Below are 26,446 nucleotides of genomic sequence, written 5' to 3'. Positions count from 1 at the left end.
CCGGCGCTACTCGACCACCGGCGCCGCCGACGGCGCGATGTTCGCGTTGTCGCGGAACAGGTTGCCCGGGTCGACCTCGGCCTTGAGCGCGCGCAGCCGCGCGAGCGTCGCCGGCGGGAACGCCGCCGCGACGGTCGCGTCGCCCTGCGTCGTCTCGAAGCTGAGGTAGGCGCCGTCGGTGTGCGGGGCGATGAGCTCGTCCCACCGCTCGCTCGTGCGCAAAGCCGCGGTGCCGAACGCCACGACCGAGAACTCCGAGGCGCGATGCGCGAAGGCGGTCGCGTCGGCGGGCACGTCGTGCACGGCCCCGCCGACGGCGCGGAGCTGGAAGAAGTAGCTCGACCCCTCGTCGAGGTACCGGGCCGCATCGCGCGCGAACTCGGGCGTGATCGGGCCGATGAGCCCCGAGCGCGAGGTCGGCTCGCCCTCGGCGCCGTGGCTCTCCTCGCCCGCGTTCGCCATGACGGCGTCGTAGGTGGAGAGGCGCACGTCCTGCCCGATGAGCGGAGCGGCCTCGGCGAGCGGCTGGAGTCGGGCGAGCACCGTATCGGGGTCGTCGGAGTCGACCATCGTCATGACGGTCGCCACCGGCGGCTGCCCGGGCCGCGCACCGCCCATGATGAGGAAGCTCGTCACGTCGCGCGGCGACTCGACGACCCACCGCCCCCACGCCTCGAGGAACCCGGCGCGGTCGCTCGCGTCGAACGCGAGCTGCGCGAAGCCCACGACGCCGACCTCGTCGACCTCGAACTCGAAGGCGGTCGCGATGCCGAAGTTCGCCCCGGCTCCGCGCACGGCCCAGAAGAGCTCGGGATGCTCCGTGGCGTCGGCCCGCACGACCCGGCCGTCGGCCAGCACGAGCTCGACGGCGCGCAGGTGGTCGATCGTGAGCCCGTGCTCGCGGGCGAGGTAGCCGATGCCGCCCGCCGTCGCGAGGCCGCCGACCCCGACCCCGCCGTAGTCGCCCGAGCTGAGCGCCCAGCCGCGCGGGGCGAGGAAGGCGGCGACGTCCTTCCAGCGGGCGCCGGCCTCGATGCGCACCAGCCGGCTCGCCTCGTCGAGCACGGTCATGCCGTGCAGCTTCGAGAGGTCGACCACGATGCCGCCGTCGTTCGTCGACCGGCCGCTGATGCCGTGGCCGCCGCTGCGCACGCCGAACGGCACGTCGGGGTGCGCGGCAGCGAAGCGCACGGCGTCGGCGACCTCGGCCGACGTGGCCGGCTGCAGCACCAGGCCGGGGGCGCCGCCCCGGAGGTAGGTCGACTTCACCCGTGCGTAGCCCGCGTCGCCCGGCTCGATCGCCCGGGCGGCGAGCGAGGCCGGCAGTGCGTCGTAGTCGATGCCGTCGCGCCGCTTCGCGCGCACGGCGGTGCTGCGGCTCGGTGCGGCGGGGGCGGCCGCAGCGACACCGTCGTGCGAGCCGGGCGCCGAGGCATCCGATGCACCGGTGCCGCTCGCGCCCAGCTCTCGTGCGACCGCCTCGCGCAGCCCGGGCGCGACCTCGTCGGCGAAGTGCCGGATGGTGCCGGGGTCGTCGCTCGCGAGGATGAAGGTGCCGATGCCCTCGTCGACGACGTAGGGCAGCAGCTGCTCGACCCACTGCTCGGCGGGGCCGTCGAGCATGCCGCCCCGGCCGCCGGCCGAGAAGCGGCCGCCGATGTTGAGCATGCGACGGATCTCACGGGGATCGCGCCCCGCAGCGGTCGCCGCGTCGTCGATCGTCGTGTTCCCGCGGGCGAGGTCGCCGGGCTGGAGGTACGCGAGCGAGGGCAGCCAGCCGTCGCCCTTCCGGCCGATGAGCCGGAGCATGCGCGGCTTGAGCGCGCCGATCCAGATGGGGATGTTGTGCGCGGGGGCCGGCCCTCGCTTGGCGCCGTCGATGCGGTAGTAGTCGCCGCCGAGCTCGAACCGGGCGCGCTCGCCCTGGTCCCACACGCCGCGGATCACGTCGATCGCCTCGGAGAGCGCGTCGACCGCCTGCCCCGGCGTGAGGCGGCGGCCGCCCATCGCCTCGATCGCGTCCCAGAAGCCGCCGGCCCCGAGCGCGAGTTCGAAGCGGCCCTCGGAGAGCAGGTCGATGCTCGCCGCCGAGCGCGCGAGCACGGCGGGCGGGCGCAGCGGCACGTTCGCGACGTTCGCCGCGAGGCGGATGCGCTCGGTTCGGGCGGCGACCCACGTCAGGAGCGTCTGGGTGTCGTGGAAGCGCGGCTGGTACGGGTGGTCCTGGAAGGTGACGAGGTCGTACCCCGCCTCCTCGCTGAGCTCGGCGAGGCGCACCGGCGCCTGCGGCGGGTCGTTCGTCGGGGTGATGAAGGTGCCGAACTCGAGTTCATGGCCGTAGTACATCGTGCGCGTCCCTTTCCACGTCTCCCCCAGCATGCGGCATGGATGCTCCGGCCGCTCGTCTCGGGTAAGCTGCTTACTTATGGTAAGCATCGAGGGGCAGGCCGGCATTCCCGCACGCGGTCCGGGCGACGACCTCGCCGCGCATCGCGCACGACTCGAGGGGCTCGGGCACATCGACGACGAGGCGTGCCGCCGCTTCCAGTCGACGATCGAGTTCGCCGGCCGCAAATGGAACGGCGCGATCCTGCTCGCGGGCGTGCGCGGCGCGCGGCGGTTCTCCGAGTACCGGGCGACGGTGACGGGCATCTCCGATCGCCTGCTCGCGGCCCGGCTGCGCGAACTCGAGGCCGAGGGCATGATCGAGCGGCACGTCAGGGCGACGACGCCCGTCACGATCGCCTACACGCCGAGCGCCACGGGCCTCAGGCTCATCGAGCTGCTGCAGCCGCTCGTCGAGTGGGGCCTCGAGCACGAGGCCGAGGCAGCCGGAGACGCGACGGCCGGGCGCTCGATCGAGCGCCCGGCCGGCTGAAACCCGTCCTTCGGGTTACTTCGTCTCGTCGGCCGCGGGCTTGGCGGCGGGCTCGGCCTCGGCGGGCGCCTCGGCCGCCGGCGCCTCGTCGACGGTCGTCTCGGCGGCGGGCGCCTGAGCAGCCGGCGCCTGAGCAGCCGGCGCCTGAGCAGCCGGCGCCTCGGCGACGGGCGCCGCCTCGGCCGGAACGACTGCGGCGACGACGGGCTCGTCGTCGAACGAGTCGTCCTCGTCGAACCCGGCCGGCACCGCGGCATCCGACTGCGTCGCGCGGCGGGCGATCGACCAGGCGACCGCCTGCGTCGCAGCGGCGACGACGATCGCGAGCGCGCCGACCGCGATCAGCAGGCCGCCGACGGTCGTGCCGGTCTGGGCGCCGAGGTAGGCCGCGTAGTCCTGCGACTGCGCCGTGTAGAGCTCGACCTGCGACGCGTTCGACGTGTTGAGCAGCCAGAGGCCGACGCCGAGCAGGGCGAGGGCGGCGACCCAGGTGCCGATGAGCGGCAGGTTGGGCAGGGCGCGGGTCGGGGTGTTCGAGGTCACGGTCGTCCTTCGGGTCGGGGGTGCGGCGCGGCTCGCCGCCCACACGACCGTAGGCGACGAAGGTATGCGTTGGCTATGCCTCGTCCGTGAAGGGCGTCACAGAGCCCCGGTCCGCCGCGGGCGGGCGTAGCGTGAATGGCATCAGAAGAGAAGGGCGCGCGATGGATGCCGAGACCTCCGACCACCTCGTGATCGAGCCGAGCGTCCTCTACGTCGGCACGCCCGTCTACCTCGTCGTCACCGAGAACGCCGACGGCACGGCGAACCTCGCGCCCGCGTCCTCCCACTGGGCGCTCGGACGCATGCTCGTGCTCGGGCTGGAGGCCGACGGGCAGACCGCGGCCAACCTCGCCGAGCGGCCGCAGCTGACCGTGAACTTCCCGGCGGCGAGGCAGTGGCGCAGGGTCGAGCGGCTCTCGTCGGTGACGGGCCGCGACCCCGTGCCCGAGGCGAAGGCCGGGCAGTACCGCTTCGAGCCGCGCAAGTTCGAGCTCGCGGGCTTCACGACGACCCCCTCCGAGCTGGTGTCGCCGCCGCGCGTGCACGAAGCGCCGCTGCAGTTCGAGGGCGAGGTGCGGCGCATGACCCCGGGCGTCGACCCCGGCTACTTCATGGTCGAGGTCGAGGTGGTGCGCGTGCACGCCCTGCCCGAGCTCGTCGTGCCCGGCACGAACCACATCGACCCGCACGCCTGGCACCCGCTCATCTACAGCTTCCGCCACTTCTACGACCGCGGCGAGCACGTCGGCTGGACCCGCAAGTCGCCGATCGCGCCCGGCCCGCCCGACACGAGCGAGCCCGGCGACGACGCCTCCTCTCCCCTCGCTCCAACCGCTCCCGTCGCTCCCTCTCCCCTCGACGAGCTCGACCGCTGGGAGGGCTTCGGCGGCACCTGGGCGCTTCGCCGCCTGGATGCCGACGGGGCGATCGTGAGCCTCTGCCGCTGCGACGGCGGCGAAGAGGTCTCGCGCATCGTCTCCGACGACCCCGCCTTCGTCGAATGGGCCGCCCGACAGGAGCTGCAGCCGTGAGCGGGGATCGGACGACGCCCCGCGCGGCCGACCCGGCCCCCGCGCTCGCGACCCCGTGGTCGGCCGCGCTCGGGCTCACGACGCCGATCGTGAGCGCCCCGATGGGCGGCGTCGCCGGGGGCCGCTTCGCGACCGCCGTGTCGCGGGCGGGAGCGCTCGGCATGATCGGCATGGGCAGCGCCGGCTCGGCGGCGAAGCTCGAGGCCCAGCTCGGCCTGCTCGAGCTCGACGGCGAGCCCTTCGGCATCGGCCTCGTCCACTGGGGCATCGGCCGCGACCCCGCGCTGCTCGACGTCGCGCTCGAGGCGCGCCCTGCGCTCGTCTCGGTCGGCTTCGCCGATCGCTTCGAGTGGGTCGAACGCGTGCACGCCGCGGGCGCCCGTGCGGCGACGCAGGTCTACACCGCCGCGGAGGCCCTGGTCGCCGCCGACGCAGGAGTCGACGTCATCGTCGCCCGCGGATCCGACGGCGGCGGACACGGCGACCCCCGCATGGGCACGCTCGCACTCCTCGACGCGGTGCTCGACGCAGTCGGGTCGCATGATTCCACGACGTCGGGCGGCCCGGTCGTGCTCGCGGCCGGCGGCATCGGCTCGGGGCGCACCCTCGCCGCCGTGCTCGCGGCCGGCGCCGCGGGCGCGTGGATCGGCACCGCCCTCTCGGCGTCGACCGAGACGCTCTCGTCGCCCGCGGCGATCGAGGTGCTGCTCGCCGCGAGCGGCGACGACACCGTCAATACGTGTGCGATCGACGCCGCGCTCGGGCTCCCCTGGCCCGAGCGGTTCCCCGAACGCGTCATCCGCAACGAGCTCGTCGACGCGTGGCTCGACCGCGTCGAGGAGCTGCGCACGGCGACCGTCTCGGCCGAGGGCACGGATCTCGTCGCCCTGCGCGCCGCGATCGCGGCGGCGAACCGCGACGGCGACCACGCCCTCGTCCCCGTCGACGCCGGCCAGGGCGTGGGCCTGCTGCGACGGTCGCGGCCGGTCGCCGAGGTGATCGACGAGTTCACCCGCACCGCCGCCGCGCTGCTGCGCCGCCGGCACGACGCCGAGCGCTAGCGAGCGACGCCGTACGGTCAGATGCCGCGGTGGTCGACGAACGGCATCCTCGGTCCGCGCCGCGGTCGCCCGCGCACCCCGGCCGCACCGAGCAGGCGCACCACCCGGTAGCGGTGCCCCGCCCAGGGGGCGAGCGCCTCGAGCATCTCGTCGTCGCTCATGTCGTGCCCGGCGAGCGCATGGCCGACGTAGTTCGAGAGGTGGTAGTCGCCGACCGAGACGGCGTCGGCGTCGCCGAGGGCACGCTGCGCGACCTCAGCGGCCGTCCACGGCCCGACGCCGTGCATGAGCGTGAGGCGCGCCGTGGCATCCGCCGGGCTCATGCCGACCGCCTCGTCGAGGCGGCGCGCATACCGCGCCGCGTTCTGCACCGTCGCCGCGCGCCGGGGATCGACGCCGGCCTTGTGCCACTCCCAGCTCGGGATCGCCCGCCACACCTCGGCGCTCGGCACGACCCGCATGGGCCGCGGCGTCGGCCCGGGCGCGACCGTGCCGAAGCGCACGACCAGCCGGCGCCACGAGTCGTGCGCCTGCAGGGTGATCACCTTCTGCTCGAGGATCGACGCGGCGAGCGCCTCGAACACCTGCGCCGTGCGCGGCACCCGCAGTCCGGGGTTGCGGCGATGGGCGTCGTCGAGCACCGGGAGGAGCGGCACGAACCCGCTCGGATCATCGCGGTCGCCGAGCAGCTCGGGCGCCTGCTCGACCGCGGCCCCCGCCCCGGGCCCCCACCCCTCGCAGCGCAGCACCCCGCCGGGCAACTGCTGCAGGCGAATCGCCGCATCGCCCTCGACGGTGCCCACCGCACGCCAGACGGCGCCCGCCTGGTCGACCTGGAACGACGGGTCGCCGATGCCGCGGCGCAGGCTTCCGAGGGTCTGTCTGAGATCGGTCGGATGCCGCGGCCGCCACTCGAGGGCATGGTCGGCGATCACCGCACCAGTGTGCCGCACGCGGCTGACAGCGGCCGCGGGTGCGGGCGCGGCAGGGGCGTGCGACGATGATCGCGTGCACCTCAGACTCGCCGATGCCGCCGACGTCCCCGCGATCGCCGCGACGCTCGCCCTCGCCTTCGCCGACGACCCCGTCTGGGGTCCGGTCCTGCGTCGGCCCGACGGCGACACGAGCCACCTCGAGCCGTTCTGGAGCCGCTTCGTCGAGGGCGCGCTGCCGTACGAGCGCGTGTGGATCGTCGACGACGGCGACGCCGTCGCGGTGTGGCTGCCCTCGGGCGAGCCCGAGATGACCGACGAGCAGTTCGCCGCAGTCGAGGCGATCGTCGACGACCGGCTCGACCCCGAGCAGCGACGCGCCTTCGACGGGCTCATGGAGGCGTTCGACTCCAACCACCCGCACGGGCAGCCGCACATGTACCTGAGCCTGCTCGCGTCGAACCCAGCCCGCCGCGGCGAGGGGCTCGCGCAGCGCATGCTCGCCGAGAACCTGTCGGCCTTCGCCGCCGAGGGTCTCCCGGCCTACCTCGAGTCGACGAACCCGGCGAACGACCGCCGCTACGAGCGCGCCGGGTTCCGACCGGTCGGCGGCTTCACCTCGCCCCTCGACGGCAGCCCGATCACGACGATGTGGCGGACCCTCGATGCCTGACGTCGCCGTGGTCTTCGCGGACGCATCCGCCGTACCCTGAGACGACCATGCGCTTCGGAACCCTCGAATTCAGCCCCGCGCTCGACCACCCCGAGCTGCTCGCGGCAGCGACCGCGAGCGCCCTCGCGGTCGCCGGCCCGAACGACGCGCTCGTCGCGGCGATCGACCCCGGCCTCGCCGACACCGCCGCCTTCTGCGCGAACTACGAGATCTCCCCGGCCGACGGGGCGAACTGCGTCATCGTGCAGGCGCGCCGCGGCGAGCGCACCTGGTTCGCCGCGTGCCTCGTGCGCGGCGCCGACCGCCTCGACGTCAACGGCGCCGTTCGCCGGCACCTCGACGCGCGCAAGCTCTCGTTCGCCCCGATGGAGCAGGCGGTCGAGATCACCGGCATGCAGGTGGGCGGCATCACGCCCGTCGGGCTGCCGCGCGACTGGCCCGTGCTCGTCGACGAATCGGTCGCCGGCCATGAGCGGCTGATCATCGGCAGCGGCACGCGCGACGCGAAGCTGCTGGTCAGCGGGGCGTTCCTCGCCTCGTCGCCGAACGCCGAGGTGCTGCCGATCGCGCTGCGCGGCTGAGCCCGCTACGCCGCTGAGCCGGCGACCGGGGCCGCCGCCTTCGCCGCCGCGGTCGCGACGATGCGGCGGCGAAGCGCGAGGAAGAGCAGCACCATGCCGGCCGTCACGAGGATGTGGCCGAGACCCGCGATGCCCGCGATCGCGGCCGTCGACTCCTCGCCGAGCACGGTGAGGGTGCCGTGCCAGACGAGCATCGCCGAGGTCAGCACGACGCCGGCGTTGTAGACCCAGAAGAACCAGCCGAACAACCGGCTCTGCGACAGCTCGAACACCTTCTCGAGCACGAGCACGATGAGCAGCACGATGAAGCCGAGCGTCAGCAGGTGCGTGTGCGCGAGTCCCAGCTGCGTGAACTCCCCCTCGGGGAACCCCTGCGACTTCGTGAGCTCTCGGTAGTACAGCCCCGAGGCGACCCCCACGATCATGTAGGCGAACGCGGCGTAGAACAGCTTGAGCATGGCGATGAGGGTCCTTTCCGACGGTCCTTCCAGCATCGCGGGATGCCGCGACCGCCGCATCGATCGAAGGATTGAAGCCGACCGGATACCCGCTACGCCGTCATCAGCACGATGCCGGCGACCACCACCGCCGATGCCGCGATGCGCGCGCCCGCACGACCCTCCCGCAGCACGAGCGCGCCGAACACGCTCACGAGCACCACGCTGATCTCGCGCAGCGGCGCGACGAGCGCGACCGGGGCCATCGTGATCGCGGCGAGCACCAGAATGTACGCGAGCGGCGAGAGCACGCCGAACGCCGCGATCCTCCCCCAGTGGTTCCGCGCCACCTCGCCGAGCTCGCGCCACCTCCCGCCGAGCCCGGCGCTGAACAGCACGATCTCGCCGACCGTGCAGCCCACCATGAACGCGACGGGAGCCACCGCCCACTCGCGCACGGCGTGCGCGTCCCACACGGTGTACGCGGCGATCGCGACCCCGGTGAGCAGGCCCCAGCCGATGCCGGGGTCGAGCCGCCGGCGCGCACGCTCGCCCGGAGTGCGCGTGCCCGCGGCATCCGCACCGCCCGGCCGATCGATGAGGCCCATCGCGACGACCGCGACGATGATCGCCGCGATGCCGACGAGTGCCGTGGGCGACGGACGCTCACCGAGCTGGGTCACGGCCACGAGCACCGTGATCGTCGGGCCGGTGCCGCGCGCGACCGCATAGACGGTCGAGAGGCGCCCGGTCGCATAGCCGCGCTGGAGCACGAGCATGTAGGCGCAGTGCAGTACCGCCGAGACCGCGGCCGCCAGGGCGAACTCGGCGACCGAGGCGCCGCCGAGCCCGCCGGTCAGCGGCACCGCGGGCAGCCAGACGACCGTCGACGCGACCGCACCCCACCAGAGGAAGGGCATGCCGATCCGGCTGACGCCGTGGGCGACGATGTTCCATGCCGCATGGCAGGCTGCTGCGGCGAGGACGAGGACGAGAGCGGTTGACGACATTGCGAGGACCTTCCGTCCGTCGCGGGCGCGACGAACACGGTCCTCCGGGCTTTTGTCCTGTCAGATGACGGTCGTCGCTGGCGGCGACCGTGGCGCCGCTCGGACCAGTCGGGCGCGCGGCCCCGGAACCCTAGGCGCTATCGCGACCGACGCTAGCACGGGCAGGTGGACCGTCGGGTGAACGGCGGGCGCCCGCTGAACGACGACGGGGCCGGGCGATCCGCGGATCGCCCGGCCCCTGGTGCGTGTCGACGTGTCGGTCGTCCGGTCGCGTCAGCGCGCGCCGTCGGCCGAGGGAGCGACCTGCTCGTCCACGAGCGGTGCGTCGAGACGGTCGGCGACGGGCCCGACCGCGGCGGCGAGCTGCGCGCCCGCCGATGCGACCGCGGCGCCGACGGCCGCACCGTCGTGGTCGACCGCGCGCGCGGCCGCCCCGCCGGCGGCGGCGCCGCCGATGATCGAGCCGAGGAGCTCGCGCAGGCCGACGCCCATGGTCGAGCTCAGCATCGCGTCGACCTCGGTGATGCCCGAGACGGCGTTCTTCGCGAGCTGCGAGGCACCGTCGGTCGAGACGACGGTGAGCTGGTCGATGTTCGACATCGGCGCGGCGAGCTCGCGCGCGATGAGCGGCAGCGCGTCGATGACCCGCATCTGCAGCAGGGCCTCGGACTGCTGGGCGACCGCCTCGGCCGCGGCCTTCGTCGCGGCCGCCTCGGCGGCGCCCTTGGCCTGGATCGCGTCGGCCTCGGCGAGGCCCTCGGCCTTGAGCGCCTCGGCGGACGCGGTACGGGCGATGCGGTCGGCCTCGGCGGCGACGCGCACGGCCTCGGCGGCGGCCTCGGCCTCGACCTTGACCTTGTAGGCCTGGGCGTCGGCGACGGCCTTGACCTCGGAGTCGAGCTCGGCGGCGCGGAGCGCGGCCTTCTTCTGCGCCGTGATCTCCTGCTGCGCGACGACCTCCTGCTGCGAGAGCGCCTCGGCGAGCGGGCGGGCGGCGGCGGCCTCGGCCATCGCCTTGTCGGTCTCGCGCTGCAGGGCGGCCTTGCGCTGGGCGAGCTCGGCCTCGCGCTCGGCGACGGTCTGCTCGGCCGCGATCACGGCCTCGCGGGCCTCGCGCTGCGCGACGGCCTCGGCGACCTCGGCCTGCTTGCGCACCTTCGCCTGCTCGGCGCGGCCGAGGTCGTCGATGTAGCCGTTGTTGTCGGAGATGCCCTTGATCTCGAACGAGTCGACGTCGAGGCCCTGGCTGAGCAGCGACTCGCGGGCGACGCCGAGCACCGCGGCCGAGAGCTCGTCGCGGCGGTTGATGATCGTGAGCACGTCGGTCGCACCGATCGAGGCGCGCAGCGATCCCGACAGCACCTCCTGGGCGAAGATGTCGATGTTCTTGTCCTGCCCGAGGAACCGCTGGGCGGCGGCGCGGATCGCGGAGGCGCTGTCGCCGACCTTCACGATCGCGACGGCGTCGACGTGAACGGTGATGCCGTTGTTCGTCTGCGCCTCGGCGCGGATCTCGATCGCGCGCGAGCGCAGCGAGATCTTGTGGGCCTTCTGGAAGAAGGGCATGATCCACACGCCCTGGCCGTGCACGACGCGCTGGCCCGACTCCTCGGTGTCGACGCCGTCGACCACGCGGCGGCGCGACCGCTTGCCGGTGACGACGATCGCCTCGTCGGGCGAGACGTTGCGGTACAGCACCTTCGCCCAGATCCAGAGGATGACGGCGGCGATGACGACGAGGGCGATGATGCCGATGATCGGGGCAGCGGCGAAGAACTCGAGCACGGGGTTCCTTCGTTCGGGTGGTCGGGCAGGGCTCGCTCAAGGATGTCGGGCCGAGCGCCCCTGCGCAATCGTTCCGGGGTACTGGATGCCGCGTGCAGCCGCCGGCTCGGTCAGAGCGCCTTGCTCGTCACGGCCTGGAGCTCGACGCCGAGCTTCGCGTTCCAGTCGCGGATCGCCTGCTGCTGCGCAGCGTCGCACGCCTTCCCGTAGCCGATGTTCACGTCCCAGTACTCGTACTCACTGGTCCAGATCCGGTGGTCGAGCTTCCATCCGTCGAGGAAGGTGAGCGCGTAGCAGTCGGCCATGACCTCGTCGTCGCCGTCGAACGCGGCGAGCGCGTCACGGGTGGCGGTGGGGTTCGTGATCTGCAGCACGTGCGCGAACTCGTGGTACGCGATGCCGGCGCGCAGTTCGTCGTTCATGTAGGGCACGGCGTTCGCCGCGGCGTCGAAGTGCACCAGGTACGGCTCGTCGTGGACGACGCACGCGAGCAGTTCGCCGTCGCCCCCGTCGTCGCCGTCGTCGCAGATCGACTTCGCGTCGTCGATGACCGAGTCCACGAACCCGCCCGAGAGGCGGTCGATGACCGCCTCGTAGCCCGAACCGGTCGCGTTCGACCCGGCCGCCTGCTGCGCCTCGCTCCATCGGGCGTCGAGGTCGGCGGTCGCCTGCTCGACGGCCCGGGTGTCGGCGGCGACCGCCTCGGCGTCCCAGCGATGCGCCCAGGCCTGCACGGCGTAGCGGCGGTAGTCCTCCCACGGCACGACCGAGGCGGTCGGCACGCCGTCGAACTTGACGGTCGAGTCGAGCAGGGCGTTCATCGCCGCGCCGAAGGTCTCCTTCTCGTCGATGAGTTCGCGCTGCTGCTCGAGCTCCTGCTCCTGCTCGGAGATCCGCTCCTGCGCGGCGTCGAGCTGGAGGAAGAACCAGACGCACCCCGCGACCGCGCCCGCGAGCGCGACGCCCAGCAGCGAGATCGTGACGATCGCGGCCCACGGCCGACGTCGCGCGGGCGGCGCCTCGGCGGGTCGGTCGTCGCCGTCGGCGGGCTCGGGCGTCGGCAGCGGGGACGCCGTCGGCGGCTCGTCGGCGGACTCGGCGCTCGTGAGGCGAACGCCGTACTTCGGGGGTGCAGGGTCGGTCACTCATCACCTCGGGCAGGGTCGGCTGGCCTTCGGGGGCCACCGGGGAAGGTCGGGCGATCCATCAAAACACCTCGGCGCCCCGGCTGCCGCCGTCGATCCCGAATCGTGATCGACGTTCGGCCGCGGCCGGCCTCAGACGGCTGCCTTCGCGTAGTGCCGACGGGCCTTCTCGCGGTTGCCGCACGTCTCCATCGAGTGCCAGCGACGCGCGTTCGCGCGGCTCGTGTCGATGAAGAAGTGCTGGCAGTCGGGTGCGGCGCACGGCCGGATGCGCGAGCCCGACGGCGACTGCAGCGCCGCCCACTCGCGGATGGCCGCACCGCCGACCCGGCGGCCCTCGCCGTCGCGATCGCGCCAGACGAGCCCGCCCTCGGCTGCCAGCTCGGGCCGACGGGCCATCTCGTCGAGCCAGGGCCCGAGCGCGTCGGGCGAGCTCGTTCCGCGCAGCACGGCGACGAGCGCGTCGCGCACCTCGCGGGCGTCGGCGAGGTCGGATGCCTCGGCCGGAGCCCCGTGGGCGCGCAGCCAGGCCGCGCCGCGCACCTCGTCGAGCTCGTCGTCGACCCGGTCGGCGTAGACGAGTCGCGAGTTGACGAGGTCGAGCAGCAGTCCTTCGGTCGCAGTGGGCTCGGTCATGCCGACTCCTCGGGGTTCATCGTGCGTTTCCTCAATTCTAACTTGCATGGAATAGCAATGGGGTTATAGCGTTGCACTCACCAGAACTAACCGGATCGAATCCGCATTCCAGTTAGAGATGAATCGAAGCCAGGAGGGCGTCATGTCGTACATCACCGTCGGAACCGAGAACTCCCAGAACATCGACCTCTACTACGAGGACCACGGCTCCGGTCAGCCCGTCGTCCTGATCCACGGCTACCCGCTCAGCGGCGCCTCGTGGGAGAAGCAGTCGGCCGCCCTCCTCCAGGCCGGCTACCGGGTGATCACCTACGACCGCCGCGGCTTCGGCAAGTCGAGCCAGCCCACCACGGGCTACGACTACGACACCTTCGCGCACGACCTGAAGGTGGTGCTCGAGACCCTCGACCTGCGCGACGTCGTGCTCGTCGGCTTCTCGATGGGCACCGGCGAGCTCGGCCGCTACCTCGGCGCCTACGGCGGCGAGCGCATCGCGAAGGCCGCCTTCCTCGCCTCGCTCGAGCCGTTCCTGCTGCAGACCGACGACAACCCGACCGGTGTTCCGGCCGACGTCTTCGCGGGCATCGAGCAGGCGGCGAAGGCCGACCGCTACGCCTGGTTCGACGACTTCTTCCAGAACTTCTACAACCTCGACGAGACCCTCGGCAGCCGCATCAGCGAGGCCGCCGTCCGCGCGAGCTGGAACACGGCGGCGAGCGCCTCGTGGTTCGCGTCCTCGGCGGTCGTGCAGTCCTGGCTCACCGACTTCCGCGACGACATCGCGAAGGTCGAGGTGCCGAGCCTGATCCTGCACGGCACCGCCGACCGCATCCTCCCGATCGACGCGACCGCCCGCGAGTTCGTCAAGCGACTCCCGTCGGCCGACTACGTCGAGATCGAGGGCGCCCCCCACGGACTGCTGTGGACGCACGGCGACGAGGTCACCGAGGCGCTGCTCGCCTTCCTCGCGAAGTAGCCCCGGCCGAAAGCCCGCCGAACGACGAAGAGCCCCCGCGACCGCGGGGGCTCTTCGTGTTGTCGTTGTGTGTGCGCGAGGGGGGACTTGAACCCCCACACCCTTGCGAGTACTGGCACCTGAAGCCAGCGCGTCTGCCAATTCCGCCACTCGCGCAAATGTGGTCGCACCGAAGTGCGTCCAGCCACGAGAGCCTAACACCTCGCGAGCCACAACTCCATTCGGGGGCACGAGGCCTCCCGCCGACCGCCGCTGCCTGTCGAGTCGCAGGACGATTCGCACGCCGCGCCGCCGTTACCGCGCGCGTGCGCCGGATCGTCCTGCGACCCGTCGGCGCCGAGCACGAACCGGCCGCTCCGACCCTTGGCATCCCCTCCGAGTCGGGCCCGCACCTCGCGCGAGCCGGGCCCCCGGGAATAGCATCGAAACCCGGGTACCGGCGCCCACGACCGATGCGACGAAAGGAGCGCCCACGTGACCCATTCCCCCGACGAGCGACCAGATCTCCGCGACATCCGCGGCTGGCTCTTCGACCTCGACGGAGTGCTCACGCCCACCGCGATCGTGCACATGCACGCCTGGGCGCGGCTCTTCGCCCCCTACCTCGAGCAGCACGGGGCAGCCCCGTACGCCGAGGCCGACTACTTCGCGCACATCGACGGCAAGCCGCGCTACGACGGCGTCCGCAGCCTGCTCGAGAGCCGCGGCATCCGCGTCGCCGAGGGCGAGGCGAGCGATGCCCCCGAGCTCGACACCGTGCACGGGCTCGGCAACCGCAAGAACGCCGCCTTCAACGAGACCCTCGCCGACGAGGGCGTCTCGCCGTACCCGGCGAGCGTCGCGTTCCTCGACGCGGTGCAGGCGGCCGGATGCCTCGTGGCCGTCGTGTCGAGCTCGAAGAACGCCCCCGCCGTGCTCGCCGCCGCCGGCCTCGCCGACCGGTTCGAGGTCGTCGTCGACGGCGGCTACGCCGCGGCCGAGGGCCTGCCGGGCAAGCCGGCCCCCGACACCTACGAGCGGGCGGCCGAGCTGCTCGGCCTGCCGACCACCGCGTGCGCAGTCGTCGAGGACGCCGAGTCGGGCGTGCAGGCCGGCGCGGCCGGCGACTTCGGCCTCGTCGTCGGCGTCGACCGCGGAGTCGGGCGCGGCTCCCTCGAGCGCCTCGGCGCCGACGTCGTGGTCGACGAGCTCGACGAGCTGATCCCGGGCCTCGATTCGGGGCGCCGGGCGCCCGCGAACGCGGAGCCGGCAACCCGAAAGGACGATGCATGAGGTTCGCCGACACCGACCCGCTGAACCGGAGCCGCTTCCCCGTCGACGAGTGGGCGCTCGTCGAGACCGAGTTCGGCGACGCCGACATGGGCCGCACCGAGACCCTGTTCGGCGTCGGCAACGGCTACCTGGGCCTCCGCGGCAACGTCGAGGAGGGCCGCGACGGCCACATGCACGGCACCTTCGTGAACGGGTTCCACGAGACGTGGCCGATCCGTCACGCCGAGGAGGCGTTCGGCTTCGCCCGGGTCGGGCAGACGATCGTCAACGCTCCCGACGCCAAGATCATCCGCCTCTACGTCGACGACGAGCCGCTCGTGCTCACCGAGGCGGAGCTGCGCTCGTACGAGCGCCGGCTCGACTTCCGACTGGGCGCGCTCAGCCGCTCGATCGAGTGGCGCACGCCCGCCGGCAAGCGCGTGCTCATCACGAGCCGCCGCATGACGAGCTTCACCGACCGGCACCTGGCAGTGATCGACTACGAGGTCGAGCTGCTCGACGCCGACGCGGCGGTGACGATCTCGAGCCAGATCCTCAACCGCCAGGACGGCCGCGACGAGTACCGCAGCGGGGTGACGCAGGAGGCGCCCGGCGCCTTCGACCCCCGGCGCGCCGAGCAGTTCACCGAGCGGGTGCTGCAGCCGCGCATGAAGCGCTCGGAGGGCGGCCGCTACCTGCTCGGCTACCAGTGCACGAACTCGGGCATGACGCTCGCGGTCGGCGCCGAGCACCAGATCACGACCGACAACCCGTTCACCGAGACCGGCACGATCGGCGACGACCTCGCGAAGCACGTGTACCGGGTGCAGGCGAAGCAGGGCATGCCGATCCGCATCACGAAGACGGTGAGCTACCACACGGCCCGCAAGGTGCCGGCGCGCGAGCTCGTCGACCGCTGCGACCGCACCCTCGACCGCGCGGCCGAGCTCGGCACGGGCGAGCTGTTCGCCCAGCAGCGCTCCTGGCTCGACGACTACTGGGCGCGCTCCGACGTCCAGATCGAGGGCGAGCCGGTGCTGCAGCAGGCGACCAGGTGGAACCTCTTCCAGCTCGCCCAGTCGACCGCCCGCACCGACGGCGGCGGCGTCGCCGCGAAGGGCGTGAGCGGCTCGGGCTACGGCGGCCACTACTTCTGGGACAGCGAGGTGTACGTCCTCCCGTTCCTCAGCTACACCGCCCCGATCGTCGCCCGCAACGTGCTGCGCTTCCGCCAGCGCATGCTCGACGCCGCGCGCTCGCGAGCCCTCGAGCTGAACCAGCGCGGCGCGCTCTTCCCGTGGCGCACGATCAACGGCCAGGAGTCGAGCGCGTACTACGCGGCCGGCACGGCGCAGTACCACATCGACGCCGACGTCTCCTATGCGCTCTGCCAGTACGTGGCCGCCACCGGCGACGAGGAGTTCCTCGCCCGCGGCGCGATCGACATCCTCGTCGAGACCGCCCGCATGTGGGAGGACCTCGGCTTCTGGCGCTCGAACGCCGACGACGTGTTCCACATCCACGGCGTCACCGGCCCCGACGAGTACACGACCGTCGTGAACGACAACCTCTACACGAACGTCATGGCGCGGGCGAACCTGGCCGCCGCGGCCGCCGCGATCGACACCCTCCAGGTGAACGACGCCCCGGCGTACCACCGGCTCGTCGAGCGTCTCGGCGTGACGCCGGCCGAGGTCGCGAGCTGGCGGCGAGCCGCCGCCCACATGCACATCCCCTTCGACGAGCAGCTGGGCATCCACCCGCAGGACTCCGCGTTCCTCCAGAAGGAGCTCTGGGACCTCGAGAACACGCCCGACGACCGCCGGCCGCTGCTGCTGCACTACCACCCGCTCGTCATCTACCGTTTCCAGGTGCTGAAGCAGGCCGACGTCGTGCTCGCGCTGTACCTGCAGGGCGACCGCTTCTCTGCGGAGGCGAAGCGGGCGAACTTCGAGTACTACGACCCGCTGACCACGGGCGACTCGACCCTGTCGGCGGTCGTGCAGTCGATCATCGCCGCCGAGGTCGGGTACCACGAGCTCGCGATGCGCTACTTCCGCTCGGCCCTGTTCGTCGACCTCGCCGACCTGCACCACAACGCGGCCGACGGCGTGCACGTGGCCTCCACCGGCGGCGTCTGGAGCGCCCTCGTCTCGGGCTTCGGCGGCTTCCGCGACCACGGCGGGCGCTTCACCTTCGATCCGCGCCTGCCCGACGGCTGGACCAGGCTCACCTTCCGCCTGACGCTCCGGGGCACCCGGCTGCGGGTCGAGCTCGAGCCCGCAGCGATCACCTTCACGGTCGAGGACGGCTCCGAGGCGACCGTCTCGGTGCGCGGCACCGAGGTGACGGTCACCGCCGGCGCCCCCGTGACCGTCGCGCTCGACGGGCAGGGTCCGCGCAGGCACGGCTCGCCGACGATGCAGGATGTCACGGGCACCCGACGGGCGGACGGTACCCTGCTGACGGCGTCGATCCCGACCCTGTCGCTCGACGCGGACGACATGGAATCGGTCATCCCGATCGATTGATCAGGGGTGTTGCCAGCCGCTCGCGCTAACATGACGCGAAGTCAGACACCGGAATCGGGAGACCTGTGGGCCTACTGGACAACTTCGAGAAAGGTCTCGAGCGCGCCGTCAACGGCGCGTTCGCGAAGACCTTCCGCTCGGGGCTGCAACCGGTCGAGATCACCTCGGCGCTGAAGCGAGAGATCGACACCAAGGCGGCCGTCGTGTCGCGCGACCGCGTGCTCGTGCCGAACAACTTCACCGTGCGCATGTCGCCGGCCGACCACGACCGCATGGCGTCGCTCGGGCCGGCGCTCATCGACGAACTCGTCGACCTCGTCCAGCGGCACGCCGCGAGCCAGCACTTCCAGTTCGCGGGCGGCATCACCATCGGGCTCCGCCCCGACGAGGGCCTCAGCGTGGGCATGGTGCAGGTCGACTCGCAGAACGTGAAGGGCCAGGTCGCCTGGACCCCGGTGCTCGACGTCGACGGCAAGCGGTACCCGATCCTCAAGGGCCGCACGGTCATCGGTCGCGGCAGCGAGGCCGACGTCACTCTCGACGACTCCGGCGCCTCGCGCCGCCACGCCGAGGTCCAATGGGACGGCTCGCGCGCCCGGGTGCGCGACCTCGGCTCGACGAACGGCACCCAGCTGAACGGCGCCGTCGTGAAGGAGTCGATCCTCGAGCCCGACTCGGTGATCACGATCGGGCGCTCGCGTATCGTGTTCCGGGTGCTCGCGCAGGCCGCGGGCGGCGCAGGCGAGCCCCGCCGTGCGGCACCGGCGACGCAGCGCCACGACATGGGCGGATTCTGGGGAGCGGGCGAATGAGCGAACTGACCCTGGTCGTCCTCCAGCTGGGCTTCCTGATCCTGCTCTGGGTCTTCATCTTCGCGATCGTCTACGCGCTCCGCAGCGACCTGTTCGGCCAGCGCGTGCGCAAGCTGCAGCCCGAGAGCGCGTCGGGCGCCCCCGCCGCGGCGTCCGCCTTCCCGAGCTCGCCCGTCCCGTCCGCCGCGGCCACCGCGCCGGTGTCGACGCCGGCCGCCTCCGGCGGCGACGAGGTCGCGTCGAGCAGCAACGCCTCCCGCCTCGTGATCACGAGCGGCGCGAAGTCCGGCGTCGAGTTCCCGCTCGGCCGCGACGAGATCACGATCGGCCGGTCGAGCGACTCGGCGATCATCATCCGCGACGACTACACCTCGACCCACCACGCCCGGCTCATGCTGTGGAACGACCGGTGGATGATCCAGGACCTCGACTCGACGAACGGCACCTTCCTCAACGGCTCCCGAGTGACCGTGCCCACCCCGATCCCGCTCGGAGCCACCGTGAAGGTCGGAGCGACGACGTTCGAGCTGCGGCGGTAGCCCATGCCGACGGTGAAGGCGAGCGCAGCGGTCTCGCACGTCGGGCGGGTCCGCTCGAACAATCAGGACTCCGGCTACGCCGGGCGCCGGTTGTTCCTCGTCGCCGACGGCATGGGCGGCCACGCCGGCGGTGACGTCGCGAGCGCGATCGCGACGCGTCGCATCGCCGAGGCCGACGTCGACTACGACAGCGCACCCGAGGCGGCCGCCGCCCTCGAGGGCGCGCTCATCGCCGCGAACCGGCGTCTCGCCGAGACGGTGGCCGAGCACTCCGAGCTGACCGGCATGGGCACGACGGTCAGCTCGATGCTGTACCTCGGCGACCGGGTCGTGATCTCGCACATCGGCGACTCGCGCATCTACCTGCTGCGCTCGGGCGAGCTCAGCCAGATCTCGACCGACCACACCTTCGTCCAGCGTCTCGTCGACGCCGGCCGCATCACGGCCGAGGAGGCCATGGTGCACCCGCGCCGCTCGGTGCTCATGCGCGTGCTCGGCGACGTCGAGGCCTCCCCCGAGATCGACCAGATGGTCCTCGACACGCGCGACGGCGACCGGTGGATGCTCTGCTCCGACGGGCTCTCCGGCGTCGTCTCCTTCGACGAGATCCACGAGTTCATGTCGGCCGACGTCGGCGCGAAGCAGGTCGCCGACCGCCTCGTGAAGGCCTCGCTCGACGGCGGCGCCCCCGACAACGTCACGGTCGTGCTCGTCGACATCGGCGAGCCCGCCGCCCCGGCGACGCCGCCGCTCATCGTCGGCTCGGCGGCAGCCCCGCTCGCCTTCGGCGCCGCCTCCGAGCCGGTGCGACCACGAGGCATCCGACTGACGCCGTTCAGGCCGCACCCCGTGCAGGAGACGCACTTCGAGCCCGACTCCGCCGACTACTTCGACGAGCTGATCGAGGAGGACGCGCGGCGCCGGCGACGCCGCCGCTGGGTGTGGGGCTTCTGGATCGTGCTGTTCGTCGCGGCGATCGTGCTGGCGATCGTGTTCAGCTACCAGTGGACGCAGACCCGCTACTACGTGGGCGAGTCCAACGGGCGGGTTGCCATCTACCAGGGCATCCAGCAGAACCTCGGCCCGATCTCGCTGCACGAGCTGCACACCGAGACCGACATCGACATCGCCGAGCTGCGCACCTACGACCAGCAGCGCGTCGAGCAGACGATCAGCGCGGGGTCCTTCACCGAGGCCTTCCAGATCGTGCAGCGCTTGGAGGAGTCCCTTGACTGACCACGCCGCGACCGGTCGCGTGACCACCGCCGGCGACGGCGGCACCCCGTCGCGCCCGGCGACGCCGCCGAGCGGGATCCGCCGCATCCGGATGCCGCAGAAGCTCCGCAACCTCGAGTTCTGGCTGCTCATCGTCGCCTGCTTCATCAACGCCTCGGCGATCGTGCTCGTGCAGCTCGGGGCGCTCGGCCGGATCGACACGCAGCTGGTGCTGCTCGGCGCCGGCCTCTCGTTCCTCGTCTTCGGCCTGCACATCGCGATGCGATTCGTCGCACGCGACGCCGACCCGTTCCTGCTGCCGATCGCGACCGTGCTGAACGGCCTCGGCATCGCGATGATCTACCGGATCGACATCGCCGAGGGCGACGCCGGCTGGGAGAGCGCAGCGGTGCGCCAGATCGCGTGGAGCGCGATCGCCCTCATCTGCGCGATCGCGACGATCATCGTGATCCGCAACCACCGGGTGCTCTTCCGCTACACCTACCTCGCGGGCCTCGTCGCCATCATCCTGCTGATCCTGCCGCTCGTGCCCGGTCTCGGGCAGTCCCGCGGCGGCGCCCAGGTCTGGATCGGCTTCGGCGACATCGCGACGTTCCAGCCCGGTGAGATCGCGAAGATCGCCCTCGCGGTCTTCTTCGCGGGCTACCTCGTGCGCAACCGCGACTCGCTGTCGATGGTCGGCACGAAGTTCCTCGGCATGAAGTTCCCCCGCGCACGCGACCTCGGCCCGCTGCTCGTGGTCTGGGCGCTCTCGATGGCGGTCATCGTGTTCCAGCGCGACCTCGGCACCGCCCTGCTCTACTTCGGGCTGTTCCTCGTCATGCTCTACGTCGCGACGAGCCGGCTCTCGTGGGTCGTGCTCGGCCTCTCGCTGTTCCTCGCGGGCGCGATCATCGCGAGCCAGACGCTCGACTACGTCGGCAACCGCTTCGCGAACTGGCTGACCCCGTTCAGCGACGAGCGGTTCAACGCCGACCCGGGCGGCAGCTATCAGCTGGTCCAGGGCCTCTTCGGGCTCGCCAACGGCGGGCTCATCGGCACCGGATGGGGTCAGGGCCGGCCCGACCTCACCCCCGTTCCCCAGAGCGACTACATCATCGCGAGCCTCGGCGAGGAGCTCGGCCTCGCCGGCATCTTCGCCATCCTCGCGCTCTACCTGCTGTTCGTGGCGCGCGGATTCCGCATCGGCTTCGCCGGCCAGGACGACTTCGGCAAGCTGCTCGGCGTCGGCCTCGCCTTCGTGGTGGCGCTCCAGGTGTTCATCGTCGTCGGCGGCGTGACCCGGGTCATCCCGCTCACCGGCCTCACGACGCCGTTCCTCGCGGCCGGCGGCTCCTCGCTCGTGGCGAACTGGATCATCGTCGCGCTGCTGCTGCGGCTCTCCGACACCGTCCGCAACCATCCGAGGCTGGTGATCGACGGATGAACAGAGAGCTCAAGCGCGTCTCCATCGTCGCCCTGATCATGTTCGTGACGCTCCTCGTGTCGTCGACGCTGATCCAGTTCGTGCAGGCCGACAGCCTCGCGGCCGACCCCCGCAACTCGCGGACGCTCTACGAGAGCTACTCGGTCGAGCGCGGGCCGATCCTCGTCGACGGCGACCCCATCGCCTACTCGACGGCGACCGACGACTTCTACCGCTTCCAGCGCACCTACTCGAACGGGCCGCTCTACGCGCCCGTGACCGGCTACATCCCGGTGAACGGCGAGGCGACCGGCCTCGAGCGCTCGCTCAACGACTACCTGAGCGGGCAGTCGTCCAGCCAGTTCTTCGACCAGCTCAACCGCCTGATCTCCGGGCAGGACCCGGTCGGCGCCTCGGTCGAGGTCGCGATCGACCCCGTGGCGCAGCAGGCCGCGTGGGACGCGCTCGGCGACTACACCGGTGCCGTCGTCGTCACGGAGCCCGAGACCGGACGCATCCTCGCGATGGTCACCAAGCCCACCTTCGACCCGAACTCGCTGACGGTGCACGACGGCGAGCAGGTGCAGGCGACCTACGAGGGCCTCCTCGCCGACCCCGGCGACCCGCTGTTCAACCGCGCCACGGGCGGCGACATGAACCCGCCCGGCTCGGTGTTCAAGCTCGTCGTCACCGCGGCCGCCCTCGAGTCGGGCCGGTACACCCCCGATTCGACGTTCCCGAACCCCGGCGAGTTCACGCTGCCGGGCTCGAGCTCGGTCGTGCGCAACTCCGGCGGCGGCACCTGCGGCGAGGGCGCCACCGTGACGCTCGCCGATGCGCTCCGCCTCTCGTGCAACATCCCCTTCGCCGAGCTCGGCATCGAACTCGGCGACAACGCGATCCGCGACCAGGCCGAGAAGTTCGGCTTCGACCACGAGTTCCTGATCCCGACCGGCACCGAGCCGAGCACGTACCCGCAGGGACTCGACGACGCCCAGACCGCGCTGTCGGCCTTCGGCCAGGGCGAGGTGCGTGCGACGCCGCTGCAGATGGCGCTCGTGTCGGCCGCGATCGCCAACGACGGCATCGTGATGAACCCGAATCTCGTCGACCAGATCACCGCCCCCGACCTCCGCCCGCTGGAGGAGTTCCAGGCGAGCGAGTTCGGCCGCGCGATCAGCGAGTCGACGGCCGACACCATGGTGCAGATGATGGTCAACGGCGTCGAGAACGGGGCCGCGAGTAATGCAAGAATAGACGGCGTCAGCGTGGCCGGGAAGACCGGAACAGCGGAGAACGGCGAGGATGACCCGTATACCTTGTGGTTCACCGGATTCGCCCCCGCGGACGACCCTCAGTATGCAATCACGGTGCTCGTGGAGGATGGCGGGGGACTTGGTCAGGAGGGGTACGGCAATCTCATAGCCGCACCCATCGCAAAGCAGGTACTAGAGGCGGTGCTGAACAAATGAGACCGAGCGCAGGGCTCACCTTCGGAGGGCGCTACGAGCTGCAATCCCGCATCGCGATCGGCGGGATGGGCGAGGTGTGGCAGGCCACCGACCTCGTCATCGGCCGTCAGGTCGCGATCAAGATCCTCAAGGACGAGTACCTCGGCGACCCGGGCTTCCTCGAGCGCTTCCGCGCCGAGGCACGCCACGCCGCGCTCGTCAACCACGAGGGCATCGCGAACGTCTTCGACTACGGCGAGGAGGAGGGCAGCGCCTACCTCGTCATGGAGCTCGTCCCCGGCGAGGCGCTCTCGACCATCCTCGAGCGCGAGCACGTGCTCTCGACCGACAAGGTGCTCGACATCGTCGCGCAGACCGCGGCGGCCCTGCAGGCCGCGCACGCGGCCGGCCTCGTGCACCGCGACATCAAGCCCGGCAACCTGCTGATCACGCCCGACGGGCGGGTCAAGATCACCGACTTCGGCATCGCGCGCATTGCCGACCAGGTGCCGCTGACCGCCACCGGCCAGGTCATGGGCACGGTGCAGTACCTCTCCCCCGAGCAGGCCTCGGGGCACCCGGCGTCGCCGACCACCGACATCTACTCGCTCGGCATCGTCGCCTACGAGGCGCTCGCGGGCCGTCGTCCGTTCACGGGCGAGTCGCAGGTGGCCATCGCCATGGCGCAGATCAACGAGACGCCGCCCGACCTGCCGGTCACGGTCTCGGAGCCGGTGCGCAACCTCGTCTACTCGTGCATCGCGAAGAACCCGGCCGACCGGCCGCAGACCGCGGCGCACCTCGCCCGTGCGGCCACCGCGCTGCGTCGGGGCGACGTGCAGGCGGCGTCGGCCGCCGTTCCGGCCGTGCTCGGCGCCGCGGGCCTCACCGCCGCGACGATGCTCATGCCGCAGGCCGGGGCGACCGCCGCGACGACGATCCTCCCGACGGCCGCCGACGGCGAGGAGCTCGGCGAGGACGGCGAGCCCGAGAAGAAGAAGCGCAGCCCGTGGACGTGGCCGCTGATCGTGCTGATCGCGCTGCTCGCGATCGTGCTCATCGGCACGATCATCGCGCTCGCCCTGAACTCCGGCGAGAAGGACCCGGCGAAGAAGACGACCCCGTCGACGCCGCCGACTACCGCAACGCAGACCTCCGCACCGCCGACGAGCGAGGCGCCGACGACGGCGCAGATCAATCCCGACGATTTCATCGGTCTCTCCTCCGACGAGGCGAGTGCCAAGCTGCGCGACCTCGGGATGGTCGCCAACGCCGTCCCGGGCAACGCCGCGGTCGACCCTGCGCAGGAGGGCATCGTCTACGAGGTCAACCCCACCGGCCCGGTCCCGATCGGCAGCGAGGTGACCATCACCTACTACGGCTCGCCCGAGCAGCCGTCGGCCCCGGGTTCTGCGCCGACGGTCAACCCCGCAACGGTCGAACCGGGCGGCACGTTCACCGTCTCGTGGCCCACCGCGCAGTGCCCGGCAGGCCAGACGCTGACCGGGTACACGATCAACGTCAGCGGGCCCGCGACCGGCCCCAACGCAGCGAGCCCGGGCGAGACGAGCAAGCAGTACACCGTGAGCGGGAGCGCAGTCGAAGGCGACACCGTGAAGGTGACCTACCTGTACTACTGCGGCAAGCTGAGCTCCCCCGAATCTCCCGCCGGCTCGGTGCAGGTGCAGCCGGCAGGCGCCGAGGGCCCCGACACGAGCGGCTAGACCAGCCCGAGCATCCCGCCGATCAACTCACCCAGGCAACCGGCCGACCGACTGACCGACTGAAAGGACCCGCCCACCGTGAGCGATGAAGGACGCGTGCTCGCCGGCCGCTACCGCGTGGGCACCCTCATCGGCCGCGGGGGCATGTCCGACGTGCACGTCGGCACCGACACCCGGCTCGGCCGCCAGGTCGCGATCAAGCTGCTGAAGCCGCAGCTCGCGACCGACCCGGCGTTCCGCATGCGCTTCCGACAGGAGGCGCAGTCCGCGGCGCGCATGGCGCACCCGACGATCGTCCGCGTCTTCGACGCGGGCGAGGAGACCGTGGTCGACGCGGCCGGGCAGGAGGTGCAGCTGCCCTTCATCGTCATGGAGTTCGTCGAGGGGCGACTGCTCAAGGACATCATCCACGACGGGCCGCTCGAGCCCGCCGCGGCGGTCCGCGTGATCGACGGCGTGCTGACCGCGCTCGAGTACTCGCACCGCGCCGGCGTCGTGCACCGCGACATCAAGCCGGGCAACATCATGATCACCACCGCCGGCCAGGTGAAGGTGATGGACTTCGGCATCGCGCGCGCGGTGTCCGACTCGGCGACGACGGTCGCCCAGACGACCGCGATCCTCGGCACGGCCTCGTACTTCTCGCCCGAGCAGGCGAAGGGCGAGACGGTCGACGCGCGCACCGACCTCTACTCCACGGGCGTCGTGCTCTTCGAGATGCTCACGGGCCGCCCGCCGTTCCGCGGCGACACCCCGGTGGCGGTCGCCTATCAGCACGTCAGTGAGCGACCGGTCAAGCCGAGCATCATCAACCCCAAGGTGTCTCCGGCGCTCGACGCCGTCGTGCTGCACGCGCTCGCGAAGAACCGCGACGAGCGCTACCAGACGGCCGTCGAGTTCCGGGCCGACGTCGACACCGCGGCAGCCGGCCGCGTCCCCGTGCATCGCGAACCCGACCAGGCGACGATGCTCTTCGGCGCGCCGACCGCATCGCTCTCGAGCTCGGAGCTGGCACTGCGCCAGCTCACCGAGGACGAGACCATGTCCCGCACCCAGCGGCGCCCTCCGGCGATCTGGATCTGGGCGGGCATCGTCGCCGTCGTCGTGATCGTGATCGCGGTGATGTACTGGGCGTTCAACCTCCAGCCGAAGGACGACCTCCCGTCGAACGCCCGCGAGGTGCCGGCACTCACCGGCATGACCTACGAGCAGGCGGTCGAGGAGCTGCAGTCCCTGGGGCTTCCGGCCACGCGGCTCGAGGAGCCGAGCGAGACCGTCCCCGCCGACCAGGTCGTGCGCACCGATCCCGCGGCCGGTGAGATCGTCGACGCGGGCACCGCGGTCTCCGTCTACATCTCGACCGGTCGTGAGGCCGTCGCCGTTCCCGACACCGTCAACATGCCGCTGGCCGACGCGAAGGCCGCGCTCGAGGCCGCGGGCCTCGTGCCCGGCAAGGAGACGCGCCAGAACTCCCCGACCGTCGCCGCCGACATCGTCGTGCAGACCTCGCCCGAGGCCGGCGCCTCGGTCGAGAAGGGGTCGACCGTCGAGTTCGTGCTGTCGAACGGTCAGGTCACGCTGCCCGACCTGACCGGCCAGACGTTGTCCGCGGCCTCCGACTTCCTGACGAGCGACGAGCTGCAGCTCAACCCGATCCCGAAGCCCGACGCCTCGTGCCCGTCGGCGCCCGGATCACCCGTCACGCAGCAGTCGCTGCCGCCGGGCGGCGTTCCGCAGCGCTCCGACGTCGAACTGACCTACTGCGCGGGCTGACCCTCGGGCCGGCCGCGCCGGCCTCGGGTGCGCTCG

At 72.0% G+C, this 26,446-nt stretch carries 23 protein-coding genes and 1 tRNA gene; 15 read left to right on the top strand and 9 right to left on the bottom strand.

The genetic code is table 11. From position 1 onward, the window contains the following. Window positions 1-6: 6 nt before the first annotated feature. Window positions 7-2,379 carry an LLM class flavin-dependent oxidoreductase gene (locus ACFVSL_RS13410; protein ID WP_386941465.1) on the bottom strand — a complete coding sequence of 791 codons (2,373 nt, stop codon included), beginning with the start codon at window positions 2,377-2,379 and terminating at the stop codon, window positions 7-9. Between the two features lie 46 nt (window positions 2,380-2,425). Here ACFVSL_RS13410 and ACFVSL_RS13405 point away from each other — a divergent pair, with 46 nt between their 5' ends. Continuing rightward, complete coding sequence (locus ACFVSL_RS13405) at window positions 2,426-2,878, top strand: winged helix-turn-helix transcriptional regulator (protein WP_386941464.1); 453 nt, start codon at window positions 2,426-2,428, stop codon at window positions 2,876-2,878. A 15-nt stretch (window positions 2,879-2,893) separates the two neighbouring features. On the opposite strand, the gene ACFVSL_RS13400 is transcribed toward ACFVSL_RS13405, so the two are convergent. Then, a complete protein-coding gene (locus tag ACFVSL_RS13400) occupies window positions 2,894-3,421 on the bottom strand; it encodes a hypothetical protein (protein WP_386941463.1) in 528 nt (175 codons plus the stop codon). A 161-nt stretch (window positions 3,422-3,582) separates the two neighbouring features. Between ACFVSL_RS13400 and ACFVSL_RS13395 the strand changes: the two genes are divergently transcribed. After that, window positions 3,583-4,452, top strand: coding sequence for a flavin reductase family protein (locus ACFVSL_RS13395; RefSeq protein WP_386941462.1), 870 nt, complete (start codon window positions 3,583-3,585; stop codon window positions 4,450-4,452). After that, window positions 4,449-5,513, top strand: a complete 1,065-nt coding sequence (locus ACFVSL_RS13390) for an NAD(P)H-dependent flavin oxidoreductase (RefSeq protein ID WP_386941461.1) — start codon at window positions 4,449-4,451, stop codon at window positions 5,511-5,513. The genes ACFVSL_RS13395 and ACFVSL_RS13390 overlap by 4 nt, the downstream gene beginning before the upstream one ends. Window positions 5,514-5,530: 17 nt before the next feature. Here ACFVSL_RS13390 and ACFVSL_RS13385 read toward each other — a convergent pair whose 3' ends face one another. After that, the gene (locus ACFVSL_RS13385; protein WP_386941460.1) at window positions 5,531-6,448 is read right to left on the bottom strand and encodes a DNA-3-methyladenine glycosylase family protein; all 918 of its coding nucleotides are present in this window, start codon (window positions 6,446-6,448) and stop codon (window positions 5,531-5,533) included. 73 nt (window positions 6,449-6,521) lie between these two features. Here ACFVSL_RS13385 and ACFVSL_RS13380 point away from each other — a divergent pair, with 73 nt between their 5' ends. Together ACFVSL_RS13380 and ACFVSL_RS13375 are read left to right on the top strand one after the other, a co-directional pair. Next, on the top strand, window positions 6,522-7,118 hold the full coding sequence (locus tag ACFVSL_RS13380) for a GNAT family N-acetyltransferase (protein WP_386941459.1): 597 nt from the start codon (window positions 6,522-6,524) through the stop codon (window positions 7,116-7,118). A 47-nt stretch (window positions 7,119-7,165) separates the two neighbouring features. Then, window positions 7,166-7,699 carry a YbaK/EbsC family protein gene (locus ACFVSL_RS13375; RefSeq protein ID WP_386941458.1) on the top strand — a complete coding sequence of 178 codons (534 nt, stop codon included), beginning with the start codon at window positions 7,166-7,168 and terminating at the stop codon, window positions 7,697-7,699. A gap of 5 nt (window positions 7,700-7,704) precedes the next feature. On the opposite strand, the gene ACFVSL_RS13370 is transcribed toward ACFVSL_RS13375, so the two are convergent. The 5 genes from ACFVSL_RS13370 to ACFVSL_RS13350 all read right to left on the bottom strand — a co-directional run bounded on the left by ACFVSL_RS13370 (window position 7,705) and on the right by ACFVSL_RS13350 (window position 12,712). Next, the gene (locus ACFVSL_RS13370; protein ID WP_386941456.1) at window positions 7,705-8,157 is read right to left on the bottom strand and encodes a DUF2871 domain-containing protein; all 453 of its coding nucleotides are present in this window, start codon (window positions 8,155-8,157) and stop codon (window positions 7,705-7,707) included. 92 nt (window positions 8,158-8,249) lie between these two features. Further along, complete coding sequence (locus ACFVSL_RS13365; RefSeq protein WP_386941455.1) at window positions 8,250-9,146, bottom strand: EamA family transporter; 897 nt, start codon at window positions 9,144-9,146, stop codon at window positions 8,250-8,252. A gap of 273 nt (window positions 9,147-9,419) precedes the next feature. Continuing rightward, the gene (locus ACFVSL_RS13360; RefSeq protein WP_386941454.1) at window positions 9,420-10,931 is read right to left on the bottom strand and encodes an SPFH domain-containing protein; all 1,512 of its coding nucleotides are present in this window, start codon (window positions 10,929-10,931) and stop codon (window positions 9,420-9,422) included. Window positions 10,932-11,041: 110 nt separating this feature from the next. After that, complete coding sequence (locus ACFVSL_RS13355) at window positions 11,042-12,076, bottom strand: hypothetical protein (protein WP_386941453.1); 1,035 nt, start codon at window positions 12,074-12,076, stop codon at window positions 11,042-11,044. A gap of 132 nt (window positions 12,077-12,208) precedes the next feature. Then, window positions 12,209-12,712, bottom strand: a complete 504-nt coding sequence (locus ACFVSL_RS13350) for a CGNR zinc finger domain-containing protein (protein ID WP_386941452.1) — start codon at window positions 12,710-12,712, stop codon at window positions 12,209-12,211. A 142-nt stretch (window positions 12,713-12,854) separates the two neighbouring features. On the opposite strand from ACFVSL_RS13350, the gene ACFVSL_RS13345 reads away from it, so the two are divergent. Further along, on the top strand, window positions 12,855-13,688 hold the full coding sequence (locus ACFVSL_RS13345) for an alpha/beta fold hydrolase (protein WP_386941451.1): 834 nt from the start codon (window positions 12,855-12,857) through the stop codon (window positions 13,686-13,688). 72 nt (window positions 13,689-13,760) lie between these two features. On the opposite strand, the gene ACFVSL_RS13340 is transcribed toward ACFVSL_RS13345, so the two are convergent. Beyond that, a tRNA-Leu gene (locus ACFVSL_RS13340) sits at window positions 13,761-13,844 on the bottom strand. Window positions 13,845-14,162: 318 nt separating this feature from the next. Between ACFVSL_RS13340 and ACFVSL_RS13335 the strand changes: the two genes are divergently transcribed. From ACFVSL_RS13335 to pknB, 9 genes are all read left to right on the top strand, one after another. Then, on the top strand, window positions 14,163-14,960 hold the full coding sequence (locus ACFVSL_RS13335) for an HAD family hydrolase (RefSeq protein ID WP_386941450.1): 798 nt from the start codon (window positions 14,163-14,165) through the stop codon (window positions 14,958-14,960). Then, window positions 14,957-17,470, top strand: a complete 2,514-nt coding sequence (locus tag ACFVSL_RS13330; protein ID WP_386941449.1) for a glycoside hydrolase family 65 protein — start codon at window positions 14,957-14,959, stop codon at window positions 17,468-17,470. The genes ACFVSL_RS13335 and ACFVSL_RS13330 overlap by 4 nt, the downstream gene beginning before the upstream one ends. 65 nt (window positions 17,471-17,535) lie before the next feature. Continuing rightward, window positions 17,536-18,282, top strand: a complete 747-nt coding sequence (locus ACFVSL_RS13325; protein ID WP_386941448.1) for an FhaA domain-containing protein — start codon at window positions 17,536-17,538, stop codon at window positions 18,280-18,282. Continuing rightward, a complete protein-coding gene (locus ACFVSL_RS13320) occupies window positions 18,279-18,821 on the top strand; it encodes an FHA domain-containing protein (protein ID WP_386941447.1) in 543 nt (180 codons plus the stop codon). The genes ACFVSL_RS13325 and ACFVSL_RS13320 overlap by 4 nt, the downstream gene beginning before the upstream one ends. A gap of 3 nt (window positions 18,822-18,824) precedes the next feature. Then, the gene (locus ACFVSL_RS13315; RefSeq protein ID WP_386941446.1) at window positions 18,825-20,057 is read left to right on the top strand and encodes a PP2C family protein-serine/threonine phosphatase; all 1,233 of its coding nucleotides are present in this window, start codon (window positions 18,825-18,827) and stop codon (window positions 20,055-20,057) included. Window positions 20,058-20,148: 91 nt separating this feature from the next. Further along, window positions 20,149-21,483: an FtsW/RodA/SpoVE family cell cycle protein gene (locus ACFVSL_RS13310; protein WP_386941543.1), complete on the top strand. Its 1,335-nt coding sequence runs from the start codon at window positions 20,149-20,151 to the stop codon at window positions 21,481-21,483. Next, window positions 21,480-22,934, top strand: a complete 1,455-nt coding sequence (locus ACFVSL_RS13305; protein WP_386941445.1) for a peptidoglycan D,D-transpeptidase FtsI family protein — start codon at window positions 21,480-21,482, stop codon at window positions 22,932-22,934. The genes ACFVSL_RS13310 and ACFVSL_RS13305 overlap by 4 nt, the downstream gene beginning before the upstream one ends. Continuing rightward, window positions 22,931-24,637 carry a protein kinase gene (locus ACFVSL_RS13300; RefSeq protein ID WP_386941444.1) on the top strand — a complete coding sequence of 569 codons (1,707 nt, stop codon included), beginning with the start codon at window positions 22,931-22,933 and terminating at the stop codon, window positions 24,635-24,637. The genes ACFVSL_RS13305 and ACFVSL_RS13300 overlap by 4 nt, the downstream gene beginning before the upstream one ends. A 78-nt stretch (window positions 24,638-24,715) precedes the next feature. Further along, complete coding sequence (gene pknB, locus ACFVSL_RS13295; RefSeq protein WP_386941442.1) at window positions 24,716-26,410, top strand: Stk1 family PASTA domain-containing Ser/Thr kinase; 1,695 nt, start codon at window positions 24,716-24,718, stop codon at window positions 26,408-26,410. Window positions 26,411-26,446: the final 36 nt, after the last annotated feature.

Origin of the sequence: Agromyces sp. NPDC058064, assembly GCF_042885275.1 — a bacterium.
In the GTDB taxonomy this organism is placed as follows: domain Bacteria; phylum Actinomycetota; class Actinomycetes; order Actinomycetales; family Microbacteriaceae; genus Agromyces.
The sequence above is the reverse complement of the archived record's forward strand: the minus strand, read 5'-3'. Positions and strand labels throughout refer to the sequence as shown.

What these genes read in the sequence shown, in the direction of transcription:
- ACFVSL_RS13370 (WP_386941456.1), bottom strand. Translation starts at nt 8,157, where the DNA reads ATGCTCAAGCTGTTCTACGCCGCGTTCGCCTACATGATCGTGGGGGTC.
- ACFVSL_RS13345 (WP_386941451.1), top strand. Translation starts at nt 12,855, where the DNA reads ATGTCGTACATCACCGTCGGAACCGAGAACTCCCAGAACATCGACCTC.
- ACFVSL_RS13330 (WP_386941449.1), top strand. Translation starts at nt 14,957, where the DNA reads ATGAGGTTCGCCGACACCGACCCGCTGAACCGGAGCCGCTTCCCCGTC.
- ACFVSL_RS13305 (WP_386941445.1), top strand. Translation starts at nt 21,480, where the DNA reads ATGAACAGAGAGCTCAAGCGCGTCTCCATCGTCGCCCTGATCATGTTC.
- ACFVSL_RS13310 (WP_386941543.1), top strand. Translation starts at nt 20,149, where the DNA reads ATGCCGCAGAAGCTCCGCAACCTCGAGTTCTGGCTGCTCATCGTCGCC.
- ACFVSL_RS13365 (WP_386941455.1), bottom strand. Translation starts at nt 9,146, where the DNA reads ATGTCGTCAACCGCTCTCGTCCTCGTCCTCGCCGCAGCAGCCTGCCAT.
- ACFVSL_RS13410 (WP_386941465.1), bottom strand. Translation starts at nt 2,379, where the DNA reads ATGCTGGGGGAGACGTGGAAAGGGACGCGCACGATGTACTACGGCCAT.
- ACFVSL_RS13300 (WP_386941444.1), top strand. Translation starts at nt 22,931, where the DNA reads ATGAGACCGAGCGCAGGGCTCACCTTCGGAGGGCGCTACGAGCTGCAA.
- ACFVSL_RS13405 (WP_386941464.1), top strand. Translation starts at nt 2,426, where the DNA reads ATGGTAAGCATCGAGGGGCAGGCCGGCATTCCCGCACGCGGTCCGGGC.
- ACFVSL_RS13320 (WP_386941447.1), top strand. Translation starts at nt 18,279, where the DNA reads ATGAGCGAACTGACCCTGGTCGTCCTCCAGCTGGGCTTCCTGATCCTG.
- ACFVSL_RS13315 (WP_386941446.1), top strand. Translation starts at nt 18,825, where the DNA reads ATGCCGACGGTGAAGGCGAGCGCAGCGGTCTCGCACGTCGGGCGGGTC.
- ACFVSL_RS13395 (WP_386941462.1), top strand. Translation starts at nt 3,583, where the DNA reads ATGGATGCCGAGACCTCCGACCACCTCGTGATCGAGCCGAGCGTCCTC.
- ACFVSL_RS13375 (WP_386941458.1), top strand. Translation starts at nt 7,166, where the DNA reads ATGCGCTTCGGAACCCTCGAATTCAGCCCCGCGCTCGACCACCCCGAG.
- ACFVSL_RS13350 (WP_386941452.1), bottom strand. Translation starts at nt 12,712, where the DNA reads ATGACCGAGCCCACTGCGACCGAAGGACTGCTGCTCGACCTCGTCAAC.